13 protein-coding genes are annotated in these 14,015 nt (G+C 40.6%); 8 read left to right on the top strand and 5 right to left on the bottom strand.

All coding sequences use genetic code 11. The features are described 5' to 3' along the window. Nucleotides 1–31: 31 nt before the first annotated feature. Both AC1DOK_RS09815 and AC1DOK_RS09810 read right to left on the bottom strand, forming a co-directional pair. Nucleotides 32–1,405 carry a (Fe-S)-binding protein gene (locus tag AC1DOK_RS09815; RefSeq protein WP_477554075.1) on the bottom strand — a complete coding sequence of 458 codons (1,374 nt, stop codon included), beginning with the start codon at nucleotides 1,403–1,405 and terminating at the stop codon, nucleotides 32–34. Further along, nucleotides 1,402–2,817, bottom strand: a complete 1,416-nt coding sequence (locus AC1DOK_RS09810) for an FAD-binding oxidoreductase (RefSeq protein ID WP_477554074.1) — start codon at nucleotides 2,815–2,817, stop codon at nucleotides 1,402–1,404. The genes AC1DOK_RS09815 and AC1DOK_RS09810 overlap by 4 nt, the downstream gene beginning before the upstream one ends. A gap of 105 nt (nucleotides 2,818–2,922) precedes the next feature. Here AC1DOK_RS09810 and AC1DOK_RS09805 point away from each other — a divergent pair, with 105 nt between their 5' ends. From AC1DOK_RS09805 to AC1DOK_RS09790, 4 genes are all read left to right on the top strand, one after another. After that, nucleotides 2,923–3,627 (top strand): FadR/GntR family transcriptional regulator, encoded by a 705-nt coding sequence (locus AC1DOK_RS09805; protein WP_477554073.1) that lies wholly within the window; start codon nucleotides 2,923–2,925, stop codon nucleotides 3,625–3,627. Between the two features lie 210 nt (nucleotides 3,628–3,837). Then, nucleotides 3,838–4,758 (top strand): UbiA family prenyltransferase, encoded by a 921-nt coding sequence (locus AC1DOK_RS09800; protein ID WP_477554072.1) that lies wholly within the window; start codon nucleotides 3,838–3,840, stop codon nucleotides 4,756–4,758. A gap of 29 nt (nucleotides 4,759–4,787) precedes the next feature. Continuing rightward, entirely contained in the window at nucleotides 4,788–5,552 is a 765-nt protein-coding gene (locus tag AC1DOK_RS09795) for a DUF6081 family protein (protein ID WP_477554071.1), read from the top strand. A gap of 202 nt (nucleotides 5,553–5,754) precedes the next feature. Next, entirely contained in the window at nucleotides 5,755–6,990 is a 1,236-nt protein-coding gene (locus tag AC1DOK_RS09790) for a molybdopterin-dependent oxidoreductase (protein WP_477554070.1), read from the top strand. A 137-nt stretch (nucleotides 6,991–7,127) separates the two neighbouring features. Here AC1DOK_RS09790 and AC1DOK_RS09785 read toward each other — a convergent pair whose 3' ends face one another. Next, nucleotides 7,128–7,499, bottom strand: a complete 372-nt coding sequence (locus AC1DOK_RS09785) for a cytochrome-c oxidase (RefSeq protein WP_477554069.1) — start codon at nucleotides 7,497–7,499, stop codon at nucleotides 7,128–7,130. Between the two features lie 379 nt (nucleotides 7,500–7,878). Between AC1DOK_RS09785 and yhbH the strand changes: the two genes are divergently transcribed. Then, a complete protein-coding gene (gene yhbH / locus AC1DOK_RS09780) occupies nucleotides 7,879–9,018 on the top strand; it encodes a sporulation protein YhbH (protein WP_477554068.1) in 1,140 nt (379 codons plus the stop codon). 46 nt (nucleotides 9,019–9,064) lie between these two features. Here yhbH and AC1DOK_RS09775 read toward each other — a convergent pair whose 3' ends face one another. Then, nucleotides 9,065–10,288: an MFS transporter gene (locus AC1DOK_RS09775; RefSeq protein ID WP_477554067.1), complete on the bottom strand. Its 1,224-nt coding sequence runs from the start codon at nucleotides 10,286–10,288 to the stop codon at nucleotides 9,065–9,067. 268 nt (nucleotides 10,289–10,556) lie between these two features. Between AC1DOK_RS09775 and AC1DOK_RS09770 the strand changes: the two genes are divergently transcribed. Genes AC1DOK_RS09770 through AC1DOK_RS09760 form a run of 3 tightly spaced genes read left to right on the top strand, consistent with a single transcriptional unit; the run spans nucleotide 10,557 to nucleotide 12,521 of the window. Next, complete coding sequence (locus AC1DOK_RS09770; RefSeq protein ID WP_477554066.1) at nucleotides 10,557–11,351, top strand: fumarylacetoacetate hydrolase family protein; 795 nt, start codon at nucleotides 10,557–10,559, stop codon at nucleotides 11,349–11,351. Continuing rightward, nucleotides 11,348–12,109 carry a fumarylacetoacetate hydrolase family protein gene (locus tag AC1DOK_RS09765; protein WP_477554065.1) on the top strand — a complete coding sequence of 254 codons (762 nt, stop codon included), beginning with the start codon at nucleotides 11,348–11,350 and terminating at the stop codon, nucleotides 12,107–12,109. The genes AC1DOK_RS09770 and AC1DOK_RS09765 overlap by 4 nt, the downstream gene beginning before the upstream one ends. 25 nt (nucleotides 12,110–12,134) lie before the next feature. Further along, the gene (locus AC1DOK_RS09760; protein WP_477554064.1) at nucleotides 12,135–12,521 is read left to right on the top strand and encodes a 5-carboxymethyl-2-hydroxymuconate Delta-isomerase; all 387 of its coding nucleotides are present in this window, start codon (nucleotides 12,135–12,137) and stop codon (nucleotides 12,519–12,521) included. Nucleotides 12,522–12,577: 56 nt separating this feature from the next. Here the strand turns inward: AC1DOK_RS09760 and AC1DOK_RS09755 are convergent, their stop codons facing one another. Beyond that, entirely contained in the window at nucleotides 12,578–13,996 is a 1,419-nt protein-coding gene (locus AC1DOK_RS09755) for an aldehyde dehydrogenase family protein (protein ID WP_477554063.1), read from the bottom strand. Nucleotides 13,997–14,015 lie beyond the last annotated feature (19 nt).

The raw sequence follows: 14,015 nt of genomic DNA, 5'->3' as shown, positions 1-14,015 counted from the left end.
AGTATTCACTAAATTTACACTTCACTACTTATTACTCAGTTACTTTATCAACAGATTTAATTCGCTCATAGAGAAAATCCACGACGTGTACAGCCTTCATCTGATTAGATAGTTGCTTTCTTTCGATTCCAAGCTGCATTTGAAGTAGACAGCCCGGATTACTTGTCAGTAAATAATGAGCTCCTGTTTCTTTCACATGCTCCATTTTGTGATCTAGAATTTGTAATGACATGTCCGGCTGGACAAGGTTATAGATTCCTCCAGACCCACAGCATGTGTCTGCACCTTGCAGCTCGACGAAATTCACATTTGCTACACGCGAAATCAAATTCCGAGGCGCATTGCCTGCCTTCATGACGTTCCGCAAATGACATGAATCCTGATAAGTAATTGTAATAGATTCATTCGAATGTATAGCGAATTCAGGAATACGCCCCTTCTCTAGCACCAGTTGACTAACATCGCGTACATTTTCTGCAAATTGTTTAGCTAAATCTGCATAGACTTCATCATCATGTAATAAATGACTATATTCTACAAGAAGTGCACCACAACCTCCTGCATTTGAAATAATATAATCAACATTCGCCTCTTTGAACACTCTAATATTCTTCCTGGCAAGCTCCTTAGCTTGGTCAAGCTCTCCACTATGAGCATATAAGGCTCCGCAGCAATTTTGCGTTTCAGGTATAACAACATCGAAGCCTGCTTCTGATAGAAGTTTAACTGTATTCATATTCGTCTGTACAAATAGAACATCCATGATACAGCCTCTAAACATACCAACTGTAGCAATTGGTTTGCCCTTAGCTGGATAGAACGTACCTAATTGCTCTACAACTCCCTTAGATGATGCATCAGGCAAAATCGTTTCCATCTGCTTGACATGCTCTGGGAAAATACGCATGAACCCAGATTTACGCAGGATCCAGCGTAATCCAGAGCGTTGATAGGTTTTCATACCAAAACCAACAACTCGCACTCGATTTTGATAAGGAAAGACATGCTTAAACGCAATCGATCTCGCAGATTTCACCCAAAAGCGGTGCTCAGCATCAACCTCAATCGCATCTCTAGTGTGTTCAAGCAACTGACCGTACTTTACATCTGCAGGACACACAGGTTCGCAGGCACGGCAGCCAATACATAAATCCATTTGGGCACGAAATGAATCATCAGGCTCCATGATCCCATCAACTACTGCCTTCATTAAAGCAATTCGTCCACGTGGAGAGGCAGCTTCATAACCTGTTTCCTTAAATGTCGGACAAGCAGCCTGACAGAATCCACAGCGCATGCAATTCGTCAGTTCATCATAGTTCAGCGATATCTTCATTCGTTCAGCTAGTTGTTGACTAGTTGCATTAGCAATTTGGGGCTTAACTGATGTATTCGCTGTACTCATTGCTGAACCACCACTCTCTTACGTGATTGCTTGGCAAATATTTTGCCAGGATTCATAATGTTATTCGGATCGAATGCTCGTTTGATTCCTTTCATAACCTCAATGCCTGCAGCTCCAACCTTCCATTCAAGGTAAGGTGCCTTGACCATACCAACACCATGCTCGCCAGTAATCGTGCCTCCAAGACGTATCGCTGCTTCGAATATTTCCTCGAACGCCTGCTCAACTCGGTGAATTTCTTCCTGATCACGAGCATCTGTTGTACAGGTTGGGTGTAAATTCCCGTCACCTGCATGACCAAAAGTGCATATTGGAACATTGTATTTCTTTGCAATTTTATTGATCTCAATAACCATATCGGCAATTTTAGAGCGAGGTACTGTCGCATCCTCAAGTATAGTTGTAGGTTTAATTCGTGCTAGTGTAGATAAAGCAGATCGGCGTGCTTTCATCAAATTCTCAGCTTCTTGAGCGGTAGTTGCTACCTTAACATCGGCTGCATTCTGATCACGGCATATCCGAATCATCGCTTCAATATCTTGATTCACACTATTCTCATCTACACCATCCTGCTCGATTAGGAGTACCGCTTCCATATCGGTTGGCAATCCAATTTTATTGAATTCCTCGACAACTACAAGTGTTGGATTATCGATAAATTCCAGTGTAGCAGGGATAATCTGATTCCCTATAATTTGACTAACCGTTCTAGCTGCATCATGAATGTCCTTATACATGGCTAACATCGTCTTCTTATATTTGGGAGCAGGTAACAGCTTCACAATAGCTTCCGTAATAATCGCGAGTGTTCCTTCAGAACCGACTAATAGCTTCGTCAGATCATATCCTGCAACATCTTTATATAGCTTACCGCCAGTCCGTATGATTTCTCCTGTTGGTAGAACAGCTTCGAGTCCTATAACATAATCTTTGGTTGTACCGTACTTAAGTCCTCTAAGTCCTCCCGCACATTCCATGATATTACCTCCGAGAGTCGAGATAACCATACTACTAGGATCAGGTGGATAAAATAGTCCTATTCGCTCAACAGCTATATGAAATTCCTTTGTATTTAGTCCTGGTTGAAAGGTTGCTGTTAGATTATCTGTGTCGATTTCGAGTAACTTATTCATTTTGTTCATCACCATAACAATCCCACCTTCTACTGGAATCGTCCCGGCACATAAGTTACTACCTGCTCCTCTACCAATTACAGGGATAAGATGCTCATTTAGAACTTTAAGAATGCTAGAAACTTGCTCAGTGGAAGCTGGAAAAATAACGCCATCGGGTAGTTGTTGATACATAGGAGTTGCATCATAAGAGTACGCAACAAGTGCTTCCATATCATTCTTAAAATTGGCTTCACCAACAATATTTCGAAGTTTCTGACTTATTAAGGGATCAAGCATGATTATTACCTCCGCGACGTTAATAATTGATCAGGTGATCAGATGACTTTTACAATAGTATAGCGTATGATTGAATAGATGTATATTCATTTGGCGGAGGTTCTTATGACGTTTAACGTAATCAAACCCCAAAAGGGCTCAGAAATTGTCAGACAGCACTTACACAATCAAATTCTTACTGGAGAGTACCCTCCTGGCAGTCGACTCCCAACCGTCGTTGATCTAGCAAGTGGCTTTACCGTAGGGCGTTCTACGATCCGCGAAGCACTTAGCGCACTTAAAGCGATGGGATACATTGAGATTCGTCATGGAGGCGGTACTTTCGTGAGTAAAGAACTGCCAAGCGAAGAAGACCCGAATCGAATCGTATTTACCACTCAGACAGAATCATTAAAAGAAGTAATAGAAGCACGTAAATATATTGAGACTGGCTGCGCTGCACTAGCCGCAGAAAGACATACGGCAGAAGATTTAGAAGCATTGGAACAAATTACCCAGCTTATGATTCATTCCGTTGGAGATGAAGAACAGAGTGAAAAGGCTGATGTTGAGTTTCATTTACAAGTTGCTAAATCCAGTCATAATCATCTCATGATTCATCTGATGGAGTCTCTCAACCAGCGCATACAAGAAAGCATAAGTGAATCTAGAAGATTATGGTTCTATAGTGAACGTGCTAATTCGGAGCGTTTGCTAGCTGAGCATCTTTCGATCTATGAAGCCATCAAATCGAAGGATGCTACACTTGCAGCAGATATCATGATGCAGCACTTAGCTAAGGTTGAGATGGTTGTAAAGAAATTTCTATAGAGTGCCGGATTTATACCGCTCTAAGCGATATACGATCAAGAAATATGGTAGTGGGCAGCGATCGGCAGGACAATCCGTCCACGCAACGTCCACCACCAGCAGCACTATTAAACCTTTTACTTAATAATGTCAATGATAGATTCTTTTGGGCTATTGTTTTATAATGATTCTGTTTACCACGTTATTTGTTAATTTGAAGGGAAGGTAAGTATGAACAAGCTCAAACTATTTATGAAAGCGTCACGAGTACAGGTCGTTCCAATCATGCTTATTCCCGTGATACTCGGAGCACTAGGATCTTATGTTTGGGAAGGTGTCTTTCATCCGATTCTATTAGTCATCACACTAATTGGCTCTGCTGCCGCACACCTTTTCTCCAATATGATAAACGATTTATGGGATTATCGTAGTGGTGTAGATGTTGCTGCTAAGGAAATGAAAGGATCCATTTCTACTAATTCTGGTTTTCTAGCTAACGGGACGATGAAGGAAAGTACATTCGCACAACTTACTTGGATGCTATTTGGCATAGGCGTGTTAAGTGCCATTATATTATGTATCACCAGTGGCCCATGGGTCATTGTTTACGGTGGACTCGGCGGATTTATTGCCTATTATTACGTTGCACCACCCCTTCGCCTTGGATATCGTGGTAAAGGATATAGTGAAATTGCAATCCTACTCTCGTTTGGTATACTACCGATTGTAGGTTCTTATTACGTACAGACAAGTACCTTTGATTACCGTGCAATACTCTTATCCTTACCGATTGGTTTGTTAACAACACTCATCTTGTTCAATCATCACTTTCTTCACTGGCAAGCGGACAAGCAATCGGGTAAGAATACACTTGTTGTTGTTTGGGGAGAAGACAGAGCACTTCGATTCTCTAAGTTCTTACTCTTCCTTGCCTATGCTACTCTCTTGCTGTGTATCGTACTCGGCATATTACCGCTATATGCACTAATTGCCTTCATTACCGTAATTCCGCTCTATCTAACATATGGGAGATTGAACCGAAGTAATCGCGCTCTTGGCTTTCTGCCTCTGATGAAGGCATCTCTTCAAGCAACGATTCGCTGTGGAGCCATCATGATGCTATCACTTATTATTCAAGGTCTGATTCAATAAAATAATTCATCGAAGAAGGAGTCATCATTATGGAAAAACAATTAATTATCGGTGATTTTGATACAATTCTTAACGAGGGTCAAGTGTGGAAAATAGGTGGTTTTAAGCTTCCTGACGGATCGTTCTGGGAATATCGTGAACCAAATGCAGTCGTTATAGTTCGTAACGGAATGTTGTACGTGCGTGCTCCACTTAGTCGCCAAAACAATCAGATTCAAATTCTAGATAATGCGAAACACATGTATTATTCTGTAGAAGAAATTGAAGTGCCTGAGCAAGGAGAAGTTAGCTTTGAGCTTCAGATTCGTGCCAAATCGAAGAATACGACACCGAACGATTTATATGATGGTTATGTTTCTCTGAATTTACTTGATTTCACAACTGGGGGCGCGCTTGATTTCTTTGCTGGAAATGATAAATATGCGAGCGTCTATGCCGTTCTACCTTTCCCTGGTGTTGAAGTGCCTGAAACAGATAAGACGAGATTCTTCTGTATTTTTAAAGAAGGTACAAACTTCAAGGCTGGTGAATTCAACACATACCGAATCACTTATCACCGTGGTAATGATGAAGTTGTGTTCTATCTCAATGGTGAAGAAATTCGCCGTGAGAAGAATGTTCCAATTAAGTTTAATAAATTCACGATTGCGCTTGGCATCATGACAGAGAAAGATTTAACACCGCAAGGCAGTGTCTCCATTCATGGTCAAACGGTAATCGCTGAGTATTCGCCAGTAACAGTTACGATTAAAGAAAATAAGCTGGATAACAAAACAGATAACAAAGCTAAATAATCAAGTTAGATTAAACAATAAATAACGTACAGCCTGAGGGTATCCATTAGAGATGCTTTCAGGCTGTTTTTTCGTTAAACCATTTTCTCTTATAGTCGTATCTGCTTTAGTTTAACCGTATAATGAAAGTAAATATTTGAATTATTAGATTATCATAAACATGTTGAATAGATGACTAATGAGTCAAGTAGGAGGCTTAATGATGAGCAAACTGATTGACCGCTTACTTAAAGGCTACGGTAAAAAACTGATATCACTCCATTCGTGGAATGGGTGGATTATCGTTATTTTAACACTATCTGGACTCATACTCGTTGGTGGATTTTGGCGTGGATTTCTCGGTGAGGGTAGGGTCTGGATCAAGTGGCTTCATATTATTGTCGGACTTGCTTCCATTCTTCCTGTCATCTACTATTTATTGCTAGCAGGGCAGCATTGGAAGAAATTGAAGCGAAAGCCATGGCAGCGATATAATGTACTTGTCGTGCTTTTTCTGCTACTCGGTTGGTTTGGATCGGGTGTTCTATTATGGCAATTCAGAGCAGTTGGTCCAGGTGTATCGAACGCTGCGCTCAGCATTCACGATTTGTTAACCTGGATCGGTCTTCCTTATATCATTTACCACTCCATCTCGCGCGCCAAGTGGCTCAAGGAACCGATCCGTCGTACGATAGTCATAGATCCCAAAGATAATGTATTCCATCCTGCTAGTAAGCCTCAGCCCGTATATACGCGCAGAGCATTTCTTCGTGGCGCAATCGGAATTGGATTAGCTGTTACGATCGGTCCTTCTTTTCTAAAATGGTTAAGCAATTCATTTGTAGGTATGGGGAGTAACCAAATAGAAAAATTGATCAGGAGCGATGCAAACCTACTTATTCCAGCACCACAGCCATTACCCTCATCCTCAGTTCCAATAGGCGGGGGAGCTAGAGGGCAATTTCGAATCTATACCGTTACACCGATTCCCGTATTCACGAACGATAATTGGTCTTTCACAATAGATGGGCTTGTAGAAAATTCATTCAAGTGGAACTGGAAACAGTTTAATGAACTTACGCGTACCGTACAAGTTAGTGATTTTCATTGTGTAACCGGCTGGTCCGTATATAGCAATACATGGGAAGGCATACCCTTGAAGGATTTGTTGAAAAAAGCTGGTGTCAAGGCTAATGCAAAGACAGTGAAACTATATTCAGGCGATGGCGTATATACCGATTCATTAACACTTGATCAAGCCATCATGGATGATGTGATCGTAGCCGTTATGCATGATGGAAAACCAATTCCAAGTGATCTTGGTGGCCCAGTGCGATTAATCGTACCCAAAATGTATGCGTACAAATCTGTCAAATGGTTAAATCGTATCGAACTCATTCCAGATGAACATGTTGGGTACTGGGAACAAAGAGGTTATGCGAAAGATGCATGGGTGTGATTATCAGCCTCTTCACATATCCCCCTATCGTATCTTGCAAAAGAGGCTGCAGTTCAAGTTTGAACTGTAGCCTCTTTCTGTATTACTTTTACTTTTACTTTTACTTTTGCATTTGCATTTGCATTATGCCAACGTTATTACTTCGTGGAACGAACATTAAGAAGTACATTGATAGCAAAAAGAATAACTGACAGCACAACAACTGTACCACCGATCGCTACAGCTACCTCTAGCTGGGCTATTCCACTTAGAAGCAATGCTAAGCCGATCATCATCACTGGCAATCCGATATTATATAACCAAAAATGGATCTTTCCTAATACACTGTTGCCTGCTTGCGGGAATAAGAAATAAATAATACCAGCTAAAGCACCTGAAGCCCAACCTAACAAATTAACGTGAGCATGGACACCTGTAAATGTGTAGTCATGTACCATTGACATGTACATCCCGATGATTACGCCGATGACAAAGTAAATAACTGAAATCTTAATAAACCTAACGCCCAAATTTATCATGCTCCTTTTTTCTTCAATTTCCATCTGGTCGAATCAATTTCATAACTGATCTAAATGGATAAATTGAAACTATATATAGACAAATTAAACTGTTTTGATCTATATATACTCCCGTTTGAAGCAGCTAAAGGTATTATGAAATTGATTCGGTCTGTAGACATTATATGTACCTATAGTCTAAGTTTACAATAATTATCCAAATTTTATGTTTCATTATTGTCTAACTTTGTCTCACATAGCATGGAATTTTGAAAGAGTTAACCTTCATAAAGTTACTTTAGAATTTCAAAGCCTCTCACATATCTCCCCCTCCCTTGAATATATTGAGTAACAACATGCTTGTGCCGATTAAAGCAGGGAGGTGTCTGATATGGATCACAGTAACTTTGTCGTGTCCCGAGAGGACTGGTCATTGCATCGTAAAGGCTATCAAGACCAATCACGTCATCAACAAAAAGTACGTGAAGCGATTAAACAGAACTTGCCCGATTTGGTAACCGAGGAAAGTATTATTCTTTCAGATGGCAAACAAATTATTAAAGTGCCCATCCGCTCATTAGATGAATACAGGCTTAGATACAACTTCAGTAAAAGTAAACATGTAGGTCAAGGAGATGGCGATACTCAGGTAGGGGACGTTCTTGGGGTCGATCCAGCACCAGCCGCTAGTTCAGGTAAGGGTAAAGGTGAAGGAGCAGGCGATCAAGCTGGAGATGACTACTACGAGGTTGAAGTCAACTTAGCTGAACTTGAGACGATGTTGTTTGCAGAGCTCGAACTACCTAATTTGCAGAACAAACAAAAAGATATTCTTACCAATCAAGATATTACCTTCACGGATATACGCAAGAAAGGAATCATGTCCAATATTGACAAGAAACGTACCATTCTTGAAAATCTAAAACGCAATGCGAGTACAGGTCTTCCTGGCATTCATCATATTTCACCAGAAGATCTGAGATTTAAAACATGGGAAGAAATCGTACTACCGCACTCCAATGCGCTTATTATTGCCATGATGGATACTTCTGGATCTATGGGCTCATTCGAGAAATACGTTGCTAGAAGCTTCTTTTTCTGGATGACACGCTTTCTTCGCACCAAATATGAGAATGTGGAGATTATTTTCATTGCTCATCACACAGAAGCCAAAATCGTAACTGAACATGAATTTTTCACTAAGGGAGAAAGCGGAGGAACGATTTGTTCATCAGCCTATCAAGCTGCAATTGACCTCATAGATAAGCATTATCCGCCAGCCAACTATAATATCTACCCATTTCATTTCTCAGACGGTGACAATCTAACATCAGATAACGAGCGTTGCGTTAAGCTCATCGAGCAGTTAATGGAACGCAGCAACATGTTCGGCTATGGAGAGGTGAATCAATACAATCGCTCTTCCACCCTTATGTCAGCTTATCGTAATATCCACAACTCTAAGTTCCTGCATTACATTATTAAAGAAAAGGGCGAAGTCTATAAGGCCTTGAAAACTTTCTTTTCATGAAATACGCGAAAGAGCCGACACCTACATAGGTTCGGCTCTTATTATTTTAATTAAATTCAACTTCACTTGCCTTTTGCTTTATTTTATTCGCTTGAATCTGATTAACAATAAATGAACATAACACAATAAGAATCGTCAGAGTACCCAGTATCATGACTAAAAAACGATATCCAATCGTATCTAATAAGAAGCCGATAAGCACTAAAAATATTTGCAACACACTTCGATCCAACATCGTCTTTAAAGAAAAAAATCTACCGTGAATATCAGGAGGGATCGTTTTCTGAGAAAAAGTATATAAAAGAGGGTTGAACATCCCATAAGAGAATCCAAATAAACTAAATGCAACGATAGATAAACTAATACTCGAAAATGACAGCAGCCATTGAGAAATCCCCATCAATAAACAAATGAATAGAAAGATATAAAAGGGTTGAAAACGCAGCCTTGCAATTTTCGCAGCAAAAAAGCTAGATATTAAAATACTACCGCCTTCTACTAAGTACAAAAAACCATTGATTGATGTATTACTATTCTGACTAATTTCAATGACAAAAAGATTAAATCCTGAGATGAAAATTAAAGGAATCATGGATAGGATAAGGATCATTCGAAGTAAATAATTACTTTGAAGTAAAGGAATTATCTCCCTAAACTGCAGAGATGTTTTTTTGCTCTTTCGCTCATAATCCTCTTCATTTACAACTACAAATTGATTTAACAGATAGAGAGCCAAATAGGCGACTAGTGCAATGATAAAAAGCGTGTATAATGGCGCAACAGTCAATAACAAACCAGCTAAAACAGCACCAAATATGCGTGATAATGTGACAATGTTAATATTGATCGCATTAACAGTAATCAACTCGTCCTCTTGTGTAATTTTAGGAATAATCGACTGAATAGCTGGGTTAAAGAAGGAAGCTGAGCAACCGATGCCAATGCTATATGCTAGCATCAACCAAATAGAATCTAGATAGATAGCTAATAGCATACAAACTACCGATACAATTCTCATCAAACCTACTAATTGCAATACTTTCGTTTTAGAAGTCGAATCAATGTAACGTCCAGCATAGGGACCTATTAGTACGCCTATGACTCCACCTATAACGAGAAAAAAAGCTTGTAAAAAAGAAGATTCCACATGTATTTGTAGAAACTGCAAATTACCAATCGTACCAAACCATATCCCCAATTGAAACACAAGCTGACTTATTAAAATGATCATTAAGTTTTTATTTTGAATTATCTTTTTATACGTATTCACACCCTACATCTCTCCCCTAAATCTATAGTTTCCTCCTTTTCATGCTCACAAGGTCTCAAGATACTCATTCCGGTCCATTTCAATTTTTTTATAATATATTATTTATCGAAAACATGCAATCTTTTGTAATGCGGGGATTGTCATATTATTAAGTGTTGTTCGTAGGTTATCGTATATGATATAATATATGAAAATTAAGAATATTTAGATTAATCTTCATATGATTCCCACCTATTATGTGGCTATGAACGGAACAGGAGTGATACGAATGAGTAATGCAATGATTAAATTGAGAGGCATGTATGAACCGGAACATACAATTGTTGTTCCAGCAGAGAACCTGGTTGAGCTAAAAGGTGAGCGCTATCATTTAAACATGTTATCTTGGGATGTACCAGTACCAGGAACGATTTATGGTGTGTTATTGAATTACAAAGGGGCTCTTGCATCACTCGGGAATGCTGTTCATGAAGCCCCCTATAACGGAGCTCCCAAAGCACCTATCCTTTATATTAAGCCTATCAATACACATATTGGTTATGGTAGTCCCATTCCACTACCGACTGAAATAACCGAGCTTGCGATCGGTGCAGCCCTAGGAGTCGTGATCGGCCGTACAGCAACACGTGTAAGCGAGAATGAAGCATTTGAATACGTAGCAGGTTACACAATCGTTAATGATGTCAGTATTCCGCATAGTAGTGTATATCGTCCCGCTGTAAGCCAACTAGCTCGTGATGGTTTCTGTCCTATCGGACCTTGGATTATCAAACCTGAATTTATTAACAACCCAGATGATTTAGGTATTCGGGTATTCATTAACGGCTCGCTAATGCAAGAGAATACGACAGCTAATCTGATCCGTTCAGTAGCTCGCTTAATCGCTGAGATTACGGACTTCATGACGCTAAGCGTCGGTGATACGCTCCTCGTAGGCATACCTGAGAATGCACCTCTTGCTAAAGCAGGTGATTGTGTCAGAATCGAGATTGATGGCATTGGCAGCCTGGAAAACCAGATTGTTCCAGAGGATAAACTAGTGGCGGGAGGAGTCACACTATGAAACACGCACGTGTAGCGTATTTAGGAGCGATTCACAACGCTATCGAAGTTAGTGGTAGATTGAAACTTGAAGACGGACGTGTGGTGGATGAACATGAAGTGGTTTGGTTGCCACCTGTACAACCACGTACTGTATTTGCTCTTGGCTTGAATTATGCCGATCATGCAAAAGAATTAGCCTTTAAGGCTCCTACCGAACCACTCGTTTTCTTAAAAGGTCCGAATACATTCGTCGGTCATCGTGCGCATACCCGTCGTCCAGCCGATGCAACCTACATGCATTACGAGTGCGAGTTAGCAGTCGTTATTGGTAAACCCGCACGCAAAGTACAACAAGATAGCGCATATGATTATGTCGCAGGTTATACAGTCGCGAACGACTATGCGATTCGTGATTACTTAGAAAATTATTATAGACCGAATTTACGAGTCAAGAACCGAGATACTTGTACACCGATTGGACCATGGCTCGTTGATGCCAAGGATATTCCAGATCCAATGAATCTGTCCCTTCGTACCTATGTGAATGGCAAATTAACACAGGACGGATCGACGAGAGATATGATTTTTAATATTCCAGCACTTATATCGTATTTAAGCAGCTTTATGACGCTGAATAAAGGTGATATCATTCTGACAGGAACTCCAGAGGGACTTGTTGACACAGCAATCGGCGATGAAATCATTACAGAAATCGAGGGAATCGGAAGATTGGTCAATACCATCACTTCGGATGATGCCTTCCAAATACGCGCATAAACTACTATTGCATAAGGAGACTGACATGCCACATATTATTGTTGAGTATTCCGACAACATTAAAGCCCAAGCTAATATTCCTAGCCTACTAGAGAAAATGAATAACGTTCTGATCGCGCGAAGTGATACATTTCCTATAGGTGGTATTCGCTCTAGAGCAATTGAACTTACTGATTACCGGGTTGCAGATGGATCTGAAGACGATGCGTTCGTTCATACCATTCTCAAGATTGCAGCTGGTCGATCAGACGCAATCAAGCAAGCAACATGTGATGAGATGTTTGAGGCTATCAAAGCTCATTTCGAAGAATTGTTTGCCAAACGATATTTAGCTCTATCAATGGAAATAGTTGAATTTAGCGAAAGCGGTTCCTATAAACACAATAATATTCATTCACGATATAAGAAATAATTAATAATCAAAAAAGCGCTTCGTCTCCTTAAAAAGGACGAAGCGCTTTACATTTATTATTTTTTCCAGACAACGAGCTTAAGTTCTGTCATTTCTTCAATCGCATATTTGATACCTTCACGACCGAAACCACTTTCCTTTACTCCACCATATGGCATATGATCCACACGGAAGCTAGGAATATCGTTAATCATGACGCCTCCAACATGCAATTTCTCGGCTGCATTCAGGGCAACGCGTACATTTTCCGTATAAATACCCGCTTGTAGACCAAATCGGGAATTGTTCACAAGATCAATCGCTTCATCCACCGATTTCACTTTATTGATCATGACAATTGGCGCGAACACTTCTTGACAAGATACCTTTAGAGAAGAATCAGCATGCAAAATAACGGTCGGATAAACGATATTCCCATCTGCTTGACCACCTGTGGCGATAATCGCCCCAGACTGCTTGGCCTCTTCAATCCAGTCCAAAGCCCTTTGCACGTCATTCGGTGAAATAAGTGCGGATACATTGGTTTCAGGTTCAAACGGATCCCCCATCTTCAACGTTTGGGTCTGCTTGATGAACTTCTCTACGAATTCATCATAAACCGATTCATGAGCATACACACGTTGCAGTGAAATACACACCTGTCCCTGAAAAGTAAATGCACCTACAACCGCTCGCTCAATAATCTCATCTACATTTACACCTTGATCCACAATCAGTGCTGAATTGGAACCAAGCTCAAGTGTCACACGCTTTAAACCTGCTTTATTCCGAATCCCAATTCCTACAGGAGGACTCCCCGTAAAAGTGATCATACTAATTCGATCATCCGTTACAATTCTGTCCCCTATTACACGTCCGCTCCCAGTCACGACATTGAGTGCACCAGCCGGTAAACCCGCTTCCTGCAGTAACTCTGCTATAAACAAACTGGATAATGGCGCCTGAGATGCTGGCTTGAGAACAATCGTATTCCCTGAAGCAATCGCCGGTCCTACTTTATGTGCCACAAGATTCATCGGGAAGTTAAAAGGAGCTATCGCTGCCACAACGCCAATTGGCTCTCTCATCGTGTAAGCAACCCTTCCCTCACCACTCTTCGATGCATCTAATGGTAATGTTTCGCCATGAATCCTCTTTGCCTCTTCAGCTGCGAACTTATAGGTTTCAATCGTCCGGGAAACTTCGTTCATTGCTGTAGTAATTGGTTTGGCCACCTCAAGAGCGAGAATACGAGCCGCCTCTTCAGCCCGCTCCTGCAATAGCCTTGCCAAATTCTCCAAAATTTCAGCTCGTTGGTGAGCTGGCATACGCGCCATGACTCCTCTAGCTTCATATGCGGCTCCGATCGCCTGATCGATTTCCTTTTCACTTGCTATCGGAATCTGTGCAATAATCTCGCCAGAATAGGGTGATAAGAGAGGACTATGATGTAATGTATCGATCCATTCACCATTAATAAATAACTTTTTTTCCATAATAAGCCACCTTACTAAC

This window comes from Paenibacillus sp. P5_B5 (assembly GCF_056400365.1).
Note: the sequence above shows the minus strand (reverse complement) of the source record. Positions and strands in the feature narration are given on the sequence as shown.

Bases quoted from the DNA above. Each gene is read 5' to 3' on its own strand.
- AC1DOK_RS09800 (WP_477554072.1), top strand. From the start codon at position 3,838: ATGAACAAGCTCAAACTATTTATGAAAGCGTCACGAGTACAGGTCGTT.
- AC1DOK_RS09790 (WP_477554070.1), top strand. From the start codon at position 5,755: ATGAGCAAACTGATTGACCGCTTACTTAAAGGCTACGGTAAAAAACTG.
- AC1DOK_RS09770 (WP_477554066.1), top strand. From the start codon at position 10,557: ATGAGTAATGCAATGATTAAATTGAGAGGCATGTATGAACCGGAACAT.
- AC1DOK_RS09795 (WP_477554071.1), top strand. From the start codon at position 4,788: ATGGAAAAACAATTAATTATCGGTGATTTTGATACAATTCTTAACGAG.
- AC1DOK_RS09815 (WP_477554075.1), bottom strand. From the start codon at position 1,405: ATGAGTACAGCGAATACATCAGTTAAGCCCCAAATTGCTAATGCAACT.
- AC1DOK_RS09765 (WP_477554065.1), top strand. From the start codon at position 11,348: ATGAAACACGCACGTGTAGCGTATTTAGGAGCGATTCACAACGCTATC.
- AC1DOK_RS09810 (WP_477554074.1), bottom strand. From the start codon at position 2,817: ATGCTTGATCCCTTAATAAGTCAGAAACTTCGAAATATTGTTGGTGAA.
- AC1DOK_RS09805 (WP_477554073.1), top strand. From the start codon at position 2,923: ATGACGTTTAACGTAATCAAACCCCAAAAGGGCTCAGAAATTGTCAGA.
- AC1DOK_RS09755 (WP_477554063.1), bottom strand. From the start codon at position 13,996: ATGGAAAAAAAGTTATTTATTAATGGTGAATGGATCGATACATTACAT.
- yhbH (WP_477554068.1), top strand. From the start codon at position 7,879: ATGGATCACAGTAACTTTGTCGTGTCCCGAGAGGACTGGTCATTGCAT.
- AC1DOK_RS09760 (WP_477554064.1), top strand. From the start codon at position 12,135: ATGCCACATATTATTGTTGAGTATTCCGACAACATTAAAGCCCAAGCT.